The sequence below is a fragment of the Actinomyces sp. 565 genome (genome assembly GCF_010365615.1).
Classification (GTDB): domain Bacteria; phylum Actinomycetota; class Actinomycetes; order Actinomycetales; family Actinomycetaceae; genus Actinomyces.
Window position 1 is genome coordinate 183604 of the sequence record NZ_PIZD01000022.1, and the last position, 12203, is coordinate 195806.

The window sequence follows — 12203 nt, forward strand, 5'->3', positions numbered from 1 at the left end:
GCGATGGCCCCAACACGCCTGTGAGCGCGGCAGCAATTCCCAAGCGCCTGCCAAGCGAGGCAGCGAGTCGTCAGTTACGGGCGCCCGTGTCAGGGCGTTTTGCAGCGTACAGCTGCCAGACCGCCTCAGGCCCCGAGTTCCTCGGCCACCAGCGCCATCTCCTCATCCGCGCGGCGCCGCAGCTCACGATGCCGGGTCCAAGACGCAAGCGAGACCTCGGCCACGGCGTCCACCAGCAGCACCACTCCTGTGCCCAGCAGCCCGCGGGAAGTCAACCCGGTGCGACCGCGACGGCGCACCGCCGCCCCAATCAGCACCCCGCCGATCCCCGCTTCCAGTAGTGCGCCGGCGCGCATGATCCAAGGCCGCTCAGTGACGGTATCAATGTAGGTCTGCCAGAACACCGAACCCGGCGCGGAAGGGTCCTGCAGCATCAGCCCGACCGAGCGCCCCACGGCATTGGACAACCCGCGCGGCTCATGCACCACCGCCCCGGGCGCCTCTGCGGGCGCCAGCCGGCCAGTCAGCACCGAGGCCACCCAGTCGGGCATACCGAGCGCGTCCACCAGTGCCACCAAGCCATCCAGCCCAGGGGTGGAGAAGGCCTCGGCCACGGCCTGCGCGTCTGCGCCAGGCACGGTCTGGGCAACCAGTGACACGTCGGTGGAGTCCTTCAGCAGCTCATCCACCAGGTGCCGCAGCGCCGGCCCCGGGGTGGCCACGCCGCCCCACACGTACTTCGAGCTCATGCCCCAGGAGAAGACGGCGTCATCCTCACTCTCCCCGGTGACCACGGCGCGCACCGCGATATCACGCGTGTCCACGCTCATTACCAGGGCCGGCAGGGACTCCTCATCCCAGCCGAAGGTGCCCAGCTCATTGCCCTCCCCGGCGTACATGACGACGCGCCGGTCCAGGGCGGGCAAGGAGACAACCGCAAGCGGACGCTCCAGCAGGGTTGCCTGCAGCGGCACCATGTAGGCGCTGAGCGGGGAGACAACCACGGTGCGGGAGGCATCCGGTGTCTGCTCCGACACACTCGGCAGCGCCACACCGTCCGGCAGGGCGTTGAAGGAGGCCGGCCCGATGGTGACATCACCGGAGAACTCGCGGGCTAGGGACTCCACCAGCTCACTGATGCGGATCCCGGCGATCGCGCCGCCGCGCGACGGCGGGGTGACCGCCACGCGCCCGTCGGCGTCTGCCAGCAGGGTTAGGGACAGCAGGTGGGGCGTAGCCGGGTACCACTCGAGGCGGGCGACGACGCGATCCGCCTCAAGGCGCGCGGCAACCGCGTCCGGCTGGGTTCCGGGCACGACTAGCACACCCTCGGTGCGGTTCCAGCGCTGTGCGTGGTCCTGAGCCATAGAGGCCTCCTAGTCGGATGGTGACGACCGTTGTCCGCCGACCCGTCCGCACGACGGGCGGGTACACGACCATTGTGTCAGCATAGAGCCTCCCGGTCAGCCCCGTGCGCCGCGCTGATCCCGATACGCGAGCAGCAGCGCGGCTGCCGTCGCCTACCGGGCCGCACCCGCCAGGCGACGCAGCCGGTCCACCTCGTACAGTGCGATGCCCGTGGCGACGGCGGCATTAAGGGACTCCACCGTTCCGGCAATCGGAATGGAGACCAGCAGGTCGCAGGTATCACGCACAAGCCGCGACAGCCCACTGCCCTCCGCGCCCGTGACCACGACCAGCGGGGAGTCCGCCAGGTTCAACTCCTCCACCGGCGTATCCGCCCGCCCATCCAGGCCGACGACGAAGCACCCCTCCTTCTTCAGCGCCTGCAGGGCCCGCACAAGATTCGTCTCCCGGGCCACCGGCACCCGCGCGGCGGCACCCGCGGAAACCTTCCAGGCGGCAGCACTCACGCCCGCCGAGCGGCGCTCCGGAATGATCACGCCGTCGGCACCGAAGGCCCCGGCTGAGCGCAGCACGGCGCCGAGGTTGTGCGGGTCGGTGACCTGGTCGAGCGCCACCAGCAGCGGCGTGTGCCCGGCCTCGCGAGCGCGGTCCAGCAGGTCGCGGGCCAGGACGTAGTCGTAGGCGGGTACCTCAATGGCAATGCCCTGGTGAACGGCACCCTCGGTGAGTGCCTCCAGGTCGAGCCTGGTGGCCTCCACCACGGGCGCCCCCACGAGGGCCGCCCGGCGCACCACGGCGTTCAGGCGGTCGTCGTCCTGCGCGGAGGAGGCCATGAACACGCGGGTGATGGGCACACGCGCACGGGCCGCCTCCGCAACTGCGTTACGGCCACAGACGATCTCGTGGCCCGCCGGCACCCCGAAGCGGCGCCTGGCCTCCTCCAGGCGCCCAGCGTGGGTGGGCTGGGCCGCGCGGGACTCGGCAATGGCCTTCGCACGCGCCTTGGGGTGGCCGACCCGGTCCTCCGCCTTGGGCGTGGGCCCCCGTCCCTCCAGCCCCCGACGGCGCACCCCGCCGGAGCCCTTGAGCGGGCCCTTCTTCTTGCTCGACTTGCGCATTGCGCCGTGCCGCTGGTCGTTTCCTGGCATCGTGTAGATCCTGTTCCTCGGTTAGCGTCCGTTGGTCCCGCTTGGTCGCGGTTACAAGTGTCCTGCTATACGGCTTCGGTCCGCCGGGCACGGGGTCTCAGGCCAGGTGCCAGCGGGCCCCGCCGCCCGAGCCCGCGGCGCCGTCCTCGACGACGACCCCGGCGGCGGCCAGCTCCTCACGCAGCGCGTCCGCCCGCGCCCAGTCCTTGGCGGCGCGGGCCTGGGCGCGCTGCTCCAGCAGCCCCGTGACCAGTCGGTCCAGGGCACGCATGGCGGCGTCGTCCGCACCGCTCCCCGCGCCGATCACCCGAGCGCGCCACGGTTCCGCGAGCGGGTCGAGGCCAAGCACATCCAGCTGGGCGCGTAGATCCAGGGCGGCCGCCGCGACGGCGTCGGCGTCAGTAACGGGGGCGGCCAGGGCGGTGTTGAGCCGCTTGAGGGTGGCGTGAACCACCGCCATCGCGCCCGCGAGGTTCAGGTCATCGTCCATGGCGCCGACGTACTGCGCAGGCAGGGCCCGGTCCCTGAGCACCGCGGCACCAGCATCAACCGGGCTAGTGCCGCCGTCGGCCGGCGCGGTGACCTCAAGCGCCCGCAGAACCGCCCCGGACAGCCGCTCCCACAGGGAGGCGGCGTCGGCCAGGGTCTCCGCGGAGAACTCCACGGTGGAGCGGTGGTGGACGGTCCCCAGCGCCAGGCGCAGCACCGCCGGGTCGTAGGACCTCAGCAGCTCGGAGACCACCAGCGAGTTGCCCAGGGACTTGCTCATCTTCTCGCCCTTAATGGTCACCCAGGCGTTGTGCACCCAGTGGCGGGCGAAGCCCCAGCCCGCGCCGTGGGACTGGGCCTGCTCGTTCTCATGGTGCGGGAAGCGCAGGTCGATGCCGCCGCCGTGAATGTCGAAGGACTCCCCGAGGTAGCGCCGGGCCATGGCCGAGCACTCCAGGTGCCAGCCGGGACGGCCCCTGCCCCAGGGCGCGTCCCAGGAGGCGTCCGCGGGCTCGCTCGGCTTGGCAGCCTTCCACAGGGCGAAGTCACGCGGGTCGTGCTTGTCCGCCTCCACCTCGGCGTCGAGCTGGGAGTCGTCCTCGGTGGTGGCCAGGTCGTCCACGTTCTGGTTGGTCAGCGAGCCGTAATCCGGCAGGGAGCGCACATCGAAGTAGACGTTGCCCGACTCGCCGGTGTAGGCGTGCCCGGCCTCCAGCAGCCTGCGCACCAGGTCGATCATCGCCGGGATGTGACCGGTGGCCCTCGGCTCGTAGGTGGGGGCCTGCACGCCGAGGGCGCGGTAGGCCGCGTCGAACTCGCGCTCATAGCGCTGCGCCCACGCCCACCAGGGCACCGGCGGGTCGGCCGCCGCGGACTTGGTCAGAATCTTGTCATCGATGTCGGTTACGTTGCGGATCAGTACGACGTCCTGCCCGCAGCGGGTCAGCCAGCGGCGCAGCACGTCGAAGGCGATGGCACTGCGCATGTGGCCGATGTGCGGGGAGCCCTGGACCGTGGCACCACACAGGTAGATCGTCACCGTGCCGGGGGTGACAGTTGGCGCCAGGGGCACAACAGCGCGGGCCGCCGTGTCATACAGGCGCAGGTTCAGCGCGGGACGCGCATCATTCACGGAGGTGCTCACCCCCGCAGCCTAGCGGGTGAGGCAAGTCCCGCACCGCCCGGGCGCCAGCCGTCACGGCTGCAGCACCGCCCGGGCGGCTACTGTCACGGCTGCGGCACCGGCCAGACCAGGGCGGTGGCGACGGCCGCCAGACCCTCCTTACGGCCGAGGAAGCCCAGGCCGTCGGTCGTGGTTGCGGAGAAGGCGACATTAGCGCCGACGGCCTCGCTCAACGCCGCGGTCGCCTCCTGAAGCCTGTCGGCCACGCGGGGGCGCGCGCCGATCAGCTGGACGGCGACATTCCCGATCTCGAATCCGGCTTCACGCACCCGCCCCGCGGTCTCGGTCAGTAGCGCCGCCCCGGCGGCGTCCTTCCACTGGGGGTCGTCGGTGCCGAAGTTGGTGCCGAGATCGCCCAGACCAGCGGCAGACAGCAGGGCGTCGCAGCAGGCGTGGGCCACCACGTCACCGTCGGAGTGCCCCTCCAGGCCAACCTCGTCCGGCCAGTTCAGGCACGCCAGGTTCAGCTCGGTGCCGGAATCGGCGTCGGCGAAGGCGTGTACATCGGTGCCGATGCCCGTGCGGGGCGTCCACTGGGCGATCTGCGCGCGATAGGCGGCAGCATCGGCCTCGGTGAATGTGGCGGTGCCGGCGGAGTGGCGGGCAGTGCGCTGCGTGCTGGCATCGGTCTCAGGTTCATCACTCATGCGCGACAGTCTGCCGTATACCCGCCCGTTACCCATGCATCCTCCTGTTCCCCCGCGCGTCGGATCGCCGGATCAAGTATGCCGTGACGCCATTCAGGGCCGTCCAGGCACCCTGAGCGGCTGCGCCTGCCAGCCGCCTTGACGCGGGGGCGGGCCGGGATCAGACAATGCCGCCTGTGGTTTGCGCAGGCACGCACATGAGCGACCTCCCCACCGCACCGGGGATGGCGGCGTCGCTGTGCGCGCTGCACGACGTCGGCACCTGCCGGTCCTGCCCGCACCTGTCAGCACCGCTGACCGCACAGCTGGCACGCAAGCAGGCGCGTGTCACCCGGCTACTGGCCGACGGCGCGAACCCCGTGCCGCCGCGGGCGTGGGAGGAGCCGGCGGCGAGCGCGCCGGAACGATTCCGCAACAAGGCCAAGATGGTGGTCTCCGGGACGGCGGCGGAGCCGCTGCTGGGCATCATCCTCGGGCCGGGCGGACGCGGCGTCGACCTGCGCTCCTGCCCCCTGCACGTGCCCCAGGTCGCGGCTGCGCTGCCGGTGCTCGCGCACACAATCACGGAGCTCGGGTTGACGCCCTACGACGTCTCAGCCAGGCGCGGTGAGCTCAAGTACTTGCTGGTGACGGCCTCCCCGGACGGGGACCTGATGGTGCGCTTCGTGCTACGCAGCCGCCGCCACGTCGCCGCCCTGCGAGCCGCCCTGCCCGACCTGCAGCGGCGGCTGCCGACGCTGGCGGTGCTCAGCGCCAACATTCAGCCGGTGCACCAGGCGATCATTGAGGGCCCGGAGGAGATCGTGCTCACCGAGGAGGACCGCCTACTCATGCGGCTACAGCTGCCGGAGCCGCCCGGCGCCGCAGTAGGTGGCGTCCAGGAGGGCATGGCCCGCAGGCGCATGCGGGAGCTGCCGCTGTTCGTGCCCACGCGCTCCTTCTTCCAGACCAACACGGCCATTGCCGAGCAGTTGTACGCGACCGCCCGCGACTGGGCCGATGCCGCCCCCGGCGCGGCGGTGGGAAGGGAGCGGCTGGTGTGGGACCTGTTCTGCGGCGTCGGCGGCTTCGCCCTGACGCTGGCCGGGCCGGGCCGGCGCGTGCTGGGCGTGGAGGTGTCGGCGTCGGCGATCGACGGCGCCCGAGCCGCGGCCCGACTCATGCGGCTGCCGGAGGGCGCCGTGCGCTTTGAGGCGGGCGACGCCTCCGTGCTGGACCCGGGGGCCGGGGCCGTGCCGGACCTGCTGGTGGTCAACCCGCCGCGGCGTGGCATTGGCGCGGAGCTGGCCGCGCGCATCGAGGCCTCGGGGGTGGAGCGGGTGCTGTACTCCTCGTGCAACCCCGTCAGCCTGGCGAGCGACCTGGAGCGAATGCCATCGCTGCGGGCGGGGCGGGCGCGCCTGTTCGACATGTTCCCCCACACCGACCACGCCGAGGTCCTAGTAGACCTCCGCCGAGACCGAATGACACACCCAAACCGGCACTAGTGACACACCCAAACCGGCACTAGTGACACACCCAAACCGGCACTAGTGACACAGCCAAACCGGCACTAGTGACGCATCGAGACCGGTTGATATGGCGCTTCTGGGCACGACGGCCCATAGATCGGCGCCGCCACGTCACGTAGCCTCGACGCATGGCGAGCAACGGCGCACCCGGTCCCTCTTCATCCACTCCCTCCGCGTCTACCTGCCCCGCGGCCCCCACGGCCCCGGGCAGTCTGCCCCGGAGACGTGGGACTCGCGGCCTGTCCCGCCGCCGGGCGCTGGCGCTCCCGCCCGCCATCGCCGCGCTGGTGGCCCTCGGCGGGTGCGGAGTGTTCGGCGGCTCCGCGCGGGCACAGGCCTACGACACCGACGCCGTCCACCGCGAGATCTCGCTGGAGGACGCCCCCGTGGCAGCGGAGGCCGCGGCCGCCTGCGCCGCCCTGAGCGAATCCCTATTGCGCTTCCGCCTGGGTGAGAACCCCGCGGCCAACGCCTTGACCTGCCCGGTCGGAACCGCCCTGACCATAGCCCTGCTGTACGCGGGCTCCGACGCTCCCGCCGACGGTGTGGAGGAGCTGCTCGGAGTGGCATCATCGGCCGATGGCTCGGGCGCCGCTGCGGATGACGCCCGTGACCAGACCTGGTCGGCGCTGCAGAACAGCCTGCTGATCTACGAGCCCACTGAGGCACAGCTGGAGAACTTCAACCCCAAAGCGATCCCGGAGATTCCGTTGCTGCACATCGCCAACCGGGTGCTGCTGGTCGGGGACAACCCGGCGGTGGACCAGGCCTACCTGGATGCCGCCCGCCAGTGGTACGCGGCTACCACCGAGCACGCCGCCCTAAGCGATGCCAAGGCGACCCTTGACGCGTGGGCGCAGAGACACACTGGCGGGCTGATCAAGTCCTCCGGTATCGAGATCACCGAGGACACGCGGCTCGTCCTGCAAAACGCCCTGCTGTTCGCCGCCGGGTGGGCCTGGCCCTTCGACGCGAATGACACCGCCGACGAGGACTTCACCCTTTCCGACGGCACGGTAGTCACTGCCCGGCTCATGCGCGACAAGCTCCGCCTCCCCTATGCGCAGGGCCAGGGCTGGCAGGCCGTGCGCCTGCAGTACGCCGAGGGCAGCGGCCGCACCGTAATGGACGTGTTCCTGCCCGAGGTCGGCACCAACCCATCTGACCTGCCCGAGGGCACCTGGGCCGAGGCCTCGGCGGCGCTTGACGCCAACGCGTATGGACAGCAGCGTATGGCCGAGGTCCGGCTGGCCCTGCCCACCTTCGACCTAGCGCCCGGCCCCGTGAATCTGCTCGCCTTCCTCACGGCCCAGGGCATAACACTGGACTCTCTGGAGCACATCGGCGAGAACCTGGAGGTTGACCAGGCGGTCCAGCAGGTCCGCCTCATGGTCAAAGAAGAAGGCACCGTCGCTGGAGCCCTAACCGAAGTGTCCATAACCGAAAGTGCCGTACCCGACGAAGAAGACAACCCAGTCAGCTTTATCGTCGACCACCCGTTCGTGGTCCGCATCCTCGACCAGTTGACCGGCCTGGTGCTGATCGAGGGCGTCATCATGGACCCGACCGCGACCACCGGGTAATTCCCACCCGGACCACGCCGCCGTGCGCCTCCCGAGGGCCACCCGAACGGTTACGCTCTTACCCGGCAGCCCCTCCCACGACTGTAAGGAGTACCCGTGAGCGTCGACGTCGTCACCCAGTCCACCCCCGAGCTGGTCGAGGCAATGGAGCGCCTCATCCCCCAGCTCTCCCGCAGCGCCCCGGCCCTGACCGCCGCGCAGTGCGAGGCCCTGGTCGACCAGCCCGGCGTGTACCTGTTCGCCTTCCGCCCCGACGCCCCGCTCGCAGACGGCACCACCCCCATTCTGGGGATGCTGACCCTGGCGACCTTCACCATCCCCACCGGTCTGCGCGCCTGGGTGGAGGACGTCGTCGTCGACGGCGATGCCCGTGGCCACGGTGCCGGCCAGGCACTGGTGGAGGCGGCGGTCGAGTACGCCCAGTCACTGGGTGCCCGCACCGTCGACCTCACCTCGCGTCCCTCCCGGGAGGCGGCCAACCGCCTGTACCGCCGGGCCGGTTTCAAGCTGCGCGAGACGAACGTGTACCGCTTCTCCGGGGAGTGACCCCGCGGTCGGTCCGGGGCGCGGCGGCGCTCAGGGCTCGGCCCACAGCAGCAGGTGCGGCGTGACGGCCTTCAGGTCCGGGACGACGACGAGCCCGGGATCGGCCGGGAAGTGCTTGTGCCCGCCGATCTGGATCACCCGCAGGTCGTTGGCGCGGGCGGAGGCGGCGCCGGTGGCGGAGTCCTCGACGACGACGCACTGGTCCGCGCTCAGCCCCAGCAGGCGCATGCCGGCGGCGTAGGGCGCCTGGTCGGGCTTGCCGGGCAGGCCGTCGTCGCCAGTTATCAGGCCGGCGAACACGTCCCCGAGCGCGTGGGCGACCGCCTCGACGATGGGGCGCGGGGACTGGGTGACGATCACCTGCGCCAACCCGACCTCTAGCAGCGTCTGGGTGATCTCCCGGGCACCCGGGACCAGCGGCGGGGAGGCCTTGACGGCGACCTCCACGTCGGCAGCCATGGCGGCGAAGATCGCCTCGGCCGCCGGGTCGTCAGGATCGGAAGCCGCCCCAGTAGCAGCAATCAGCTCACGAGTACGGCGAATCGAGGCTCCCTCCAGGGCGGCCACCTGCGCTTCGGTGACGGTACCGCCGGCGGCCTCGCAGCGGCGGCGGAAGGCGTCATCCCAGAAGTGCTGAGAGTTGATGAGCGTGCCATCCATGTCCCACAGGACGCCGCGCACGTAGCGGCCGACGTGGTTCACTACTCGCCTCCAGAGCTGCGCCGACCGCGGCCCTTGCGTCGATCCCGCTTGGCCCGCTTGTCCTGCTCAGCCTGCGCCCACTCGATGCGCCTAGTCAGCCAGGCGCGCGTGTCCGCGGTGAGCATCTTGTTGTCCTCCAGCAGGCCGCCGGCGCGCAGCCGGGTGAACTCCAGGTACTCGGGATTGCGGGTACGCCCGTACTGGCGCTCCGCCTCACGTAGATCGGATGCGTCCCGTGCGACCTGCCGCTCGATCATCTGTCTGCCCAGCAGCAGGAAGATCGCCAGCACCAGCGCCACAATGCTGCCGTAGCCCTGAGTCGGTCCGTAAAGCAGGGCTGCCAGGACGGATAGCCCGATGGCGGGCCCCATCATGCCGTAGGTGTAGCCCTCGGAGCGGCCGTCGTGGCCACGCGCCCAGGCGCGGAGCTTGGCCCGCCCGTCCGGGTCTCCCCCGTTGAACCAGTCGCGTACCCGCCCGCCGACGCCGCTCATCGCGCTGCCCCCTCAAGCAGCTCGTCGATGAGCTCGGCCATGGAGCCCACCGAGCGCTCGCAGGCGGCGACGACGTCGGGCGGGGACCAGGGCAGGCAGATGGCGTGGTCGGCAACCGCGTGCATGGAGATGTCGTTCCAGGAATCGCCGACGCTCCAGGTCTCGATCCGCTCGCCGGCCAGCGGCCCGTCGGCGCTGGTGAGTGAGTCAACCAGGTCGCTCAGGCCGGCACCCTTGGTGGCACCGGCGGGGATGACGTCGAGGAACTCCTGATTGCGGACCACCTCGATCTGATCCGGCCAGCGGGCGGTGAGGTCGGCGACGATGCGCTCCCGCACGGCGTCGTCGCGTACCCGCATGGGCACGCCGATGAACCGGTGACCCGGCATCTCCTCCACCGCCATGGGCCGGAAGATCTCCAGGATCGGGGAGGTCTCATGGTAGGTATCGGACAGGATGTGGTCGGCCTCCATGGTGGTGCCGAAGACGGTGAGCCCGTCGATGCCCTGCAGGAAGCTGGCAATCTCGTGCGCGACGCCGTCGGGCAGGTAGCGGGCGGACAGGACCCGGTATTCGCCGTCGATCAGGACGGCGCCAGTGAAGGTGACGGCGTAGTCGAACTCCAGGCCCAGGGGCGTCAGGGTGTGACGGGTCGCGAAGACGGACTTGCCGGTGTCCACCACCAGCAGGTTGCCGGCATCCCGCCAGCGCTGCATGGCGTCCAGGTCCGCGGAGCTGACGCGCCGGTCAAACAGGACCGTGCCGTCCAGGTCGGTAGCGATGAGTTGGCGCACTGCTTCTCCTGCCGGGCCGAGGTATGTGCTGGGTTACAGCTTACTGACTGCACCCCCGAAGCGCGTAGAAACACCGGCAGCAGAAGCTGCTTGAATCCTCGTTTCAGGAGGCGACGCGAGTAATCGCCACCACGATCATTACGCCGCCGCCGATGACCTGGAGCATGCCCCAGTACTGCATCGGAATCCAGAACATGGTGTGACGGTTGCGCAGGCCACGCTGGAGGCGGGCGCGCTCCCGTTCCACCAGGGAGCCAACCTGCTGCTGGGCCTCCTCTACGCTGCGCGGAGCCGGCACGCCCGGTGCGGCTTGGAAGGCGCCGGCCTGCACCCGACCCAACAACTCCTGCTGGTAGTCGGCAAGGCGCTGTTCCGCCTGCCGACTGGGCCGGGTGATATTGAACCACTTACCCACCAAGTAGCTAGCGAAGCCGAAGAACAGGCAAGCGATCCCGATGCACATCGTCTGGGTCGAGTCACTGCCTCCCAGGGCCGAGGCCACCGCGGAACCGGCTCCCACACCAAGACCCCAGAACAGCAGCGCCAGGACACCACCACCAGTCCAAACAATCACGCCGCCACGGTAATCGGATCACCAACCACTTACAACTCGGTCACGCGACCCAACTGAAATCAGGGCACAGTCACCAAAGTCACTTGCCAGTTTCCAGCGCGTCAATGGCTTCCGGTGCGTTTGCGCGGGCGTGCGCGTCAGGCCGCGACCTCGTCCCGGAGCCGGACATCATCCGACTCCGCCCGGGCCCTACTGGCCTCACGACGCCTGAGGGTGGCCCGGGCCGAGTCGACCAGGAGCACGAAGCCGGCCCCCATCTGGATGCAGTCCTTGACCACCAGGCGCCCGCGCGCCGACAGGTAGGGGAAGCCGAGGTCGGCGTCGGCCACCCCCTCAGCAGGTGCGGACACCCATGTCTCCGGCGTGGTAACCAGGAACGACAACGTGATGAAGGAGAATCCAATGACCCCCAGCGCGCCAAGCATCCCCAGCTCGGGGCGTATCCAGTGCGCCGCCAGCAGCAGGCCGATGCCGACGATCGTGACACCGACGAAGATGGCCACCGGGTAGGTCGCGTTGGCCTCGTGCCAGGCACGGTTGGTCGCATTGAGCACGCCCTCGGCGTTCATGTGGGCCTTGTAGCCGTCGGGGTCACCGATCATCCACCGCATGAAGGGAGAGTTAGCGACGAACGGGATGATTCCGTCCGCCTCGTACTTGAACCACTTCAATGCGCCGATCCACACAAAGACGATGATGACGCCGACGCGAAGCAGCGTCATAGCCAAGCGGTCCAGGGCGGTGACACGTCGCGCAAAGGATTCGATAAGACCGGTACCGGCGGCAGTTCCAGCAGTCATGGCGCAACTCTTTCTGTCGTCGAATTGTCTCACGAAAGACACGGGCCTACTTGTGAGCATCCGCGTCCTTAGGCGGACCTAAGGCTAAGGTGCCGCACACGATGACGCAATATGCGCGACGTCGCACCGCTGTGGTCTACGCCACCATATTCCCCCTTGTCATGCAGGCACAGGGTGGCGGCAGCGGCGCTCGGCCAGCCTCAGGCCCTCGCGGGCCCGGGCGACGGTCCGTCCCGGCCGGTGGCGTAGTCCAGCAGCGCTATCAGACCGGAGCAACCCCGGCACCGGGACTCAGCACCGCCCCACCCCGTCACGCACAAGACGTCGAGGTCGGCCGAAGTGTGCAACTTCGACCGACCTCGAC

Annotated in this window: 12 protein-coding genes; 3 read left to right on the forward strand and 9 right to left on the reverse strand. The window is 70.0% G+C overall.

Annotated features, from left to right (window positions below; all coding sequences use genetic code 11):
* Positions 1-125: 125 nt before the first annotated feature.
* From GZ997_RS04855 to ispF, 4 genes are all read right to left on the reverse strand, one after another.
* Positions 126-1367: a hypothetical protein gene (locus GZ997_RS04855; RefSeq protein WP_161925078.1), complete on the reverse strand. Its 1242-nt coding sequence runs from the start codon at positions 1365-1367 to the stop codon at positions 126-128.
* Between the two features lie 153 nt (positions 1368-1520).
* Complete coding sequence (gene rlmB / locus GZ997_RS04860; RefSeq protein ID WP_161925079.1) at positions 1521-2516, reverse strand: 23S rRNA (guanosine(2251)-2'-O)-methyltransferase RlmB; 996 nt, start codon at positions 2514-2516, stop codon at positions 1521-1523.
* A 97-nt stretch (positions 2517-2613) separates the two neighbouring features.
* Complete coding sequence (gene cysS / locus GZ997_RS04865; protein WP_162679053.1) at positions 2614-4149, reverse strand: cysteine--tRNA ligase; 1536 nt, start codon at positions 4147-4149, stop codon at positions 2614-2616.
* 83 nt (positions 4150-4232) lie between these two features.
* Positions 4233-4835 carry a 2-C-methyl-D-erythritol 2,4-cyclodiphosphate synthase gene (ispF, locus tag GZ997_RS04870; protein ID WP_161925081.1) on the reverse strand — a complete coding sequence of 201 codons (603 nt, stop codon included), beginning with the start codon at positions 4833-4835 and terminating at the stop codon, positions 4233-4235.
* Between the two features lie 197 nt (positions 4836-5032).
* Between ispF and GZ997_RS04875 the strand changes: the two genes are divergently transcribed.
* The 3 genes from GZ997_RS04875 (at position 5033) to GZ997_RS04885 (ending at position 8475) form a co-directional block, all read left to right on the forward strand.
* On the forward strand, positions 5033-6322 hold the full coding sequence (locus GZ997_RS04875) for a methyltransferase domain-containing protein (protein WP_162679054.1): 1290 nt from the start codon (positions 5033-5035) through the stop codon (positions 6320-6322).
* 152 nt (positions 6323-6474) lie between these two features.
* Complete coding sequence (locus tag GZ997_RS04880; RefSeq protein WP_162679055.1) at positions 6475-7929, forward strand: serpin family protein; 1455 nt, start codon at positions 6475-6477, stop codon at positions 7927-7929.
* 96 nt (positions 7930-8025) lie between these two features.
* Entirely contained in the window at positions 8026-8475 is a 450-nt protein-coding gene (locus tag GZ997_RS04885) for a GNAT family N-acetyltransferase (protein ID WP_161925084.1), read from the forward strand.
* Positions 8476-8505: 30 nt separating this feature from the next.
* Here the strand turns inward: GZ997_RS04885 and GZ997_RS04890 are convergent, their stop codons facing one another.
* From GZ997_RS04890 to GZ997_RS04910, 5 genes are all read right to left on the reverse strand, one after another.
* Positions 8506-9177: an HAD family phosphatase gene (locus tag GZ997_RS04890; protein WP_162679056.1), complete on the reverse strand. Its 672-nt coding sequence runs from the start codon at positions 9175-9177 to the stop codon at positions 8506-8508.
* Positions 9177-9671, reverse strand: coding sequence for a hypothetical protein (locus GZ997_RS04895; RefSeq protein ID WP_202616214.1), 495 nt, complete (start codon positions 9669-9671; stop codon positions 9177-9179). Before GZ997_RS04895 ends, GZ997_RS04890 begins: the two co-directional genes overlap by 1 nt.
* Positions 9668-10465, reverse strand: a complete 798-nt coding sequence (locus GZ997_RS04900) for an HAD family hydrolase (protein WP_162679057.1) — start codon at positions 10463-10465, stop codon at positions 9668-9670. Before GZ997_RS04900 ends, GZ997_RS04895 begins: the two co-directional genes overlap by 4 nt.
* A gap of 103 nt (positions 10466-10568) precedes the next feature.
* A complete protein-coding gene (locus tag GZ997_RS04905) occupies positions 10569-11039 on the reverse strand; it encodes a transcriptional accessory protein (protein ID WP_162679058.1) in 471 nt (156 codons plus the stop codon).
* A gap of 137 nt (positions 11040-11176) precedes the next feature.
* On the reverse strand, positions 11177-11839 hold the full coding sequence (locus tag GZ997_RS04910; RefSeq protein WP_162679059.1) for a DUF417 family protein: 663 nt from the start codon (positions 11837-11839) through the stop codon (positions 11177-11179).
* Positions 11840-12203 lie beyond the last annotated feature (364 nt).

Coding starts and splice junctions, on each gene's coding strand:
- GZ997_RS04855 (WP_161925078.1), bottom strand. CDS start 1,367: ATGGCTCAGGACCACGCACAGCGCTGGAACCGCACCGAGGGTGTGCTA.
- GZ997_RS04880 (WP_162679055.1), top strand. CDS start 6,475: ATGGCGAGCAACGGCGCACCCGGTCCCTCTTCATCCACTCCCTCCGCG.
- GZ997_RS04875 (WP_162679054.1), top strand. CDS start 5,033: ATGAGCGACCTCCCCACCGCACCGGGGATGGCGGCGTCGCTGTGCGCG.
- GZ997_RS04910 (WP_162679059.1), bottom strand. CDS start 11,839: ATGACTGCTGGAACTGCCGCCGGTACCGGTCTTATCGAATCCTTTGCG.
- ispF (WP_161925081.1), bottom strand. CDS start 4,835: ATGAGTGATGAACCTGAGACCGATGCCAGCACGCAGCGCACTGCCCGC.
- rlmB (WP_161925079.1), bottom strand. CDS start 2,516: ATGCCAGGAAACGACCAGCGGCACGGCGCAATGCGCAAGTCGAGCAAG.
- GZ997_RS04895 (WP_202616214.1), bottom strand. CDS start 9,671: ATGAGCGGCGTCGGCGGGCGGGTACGCGACTGGTTCAACGGGGGAGAC.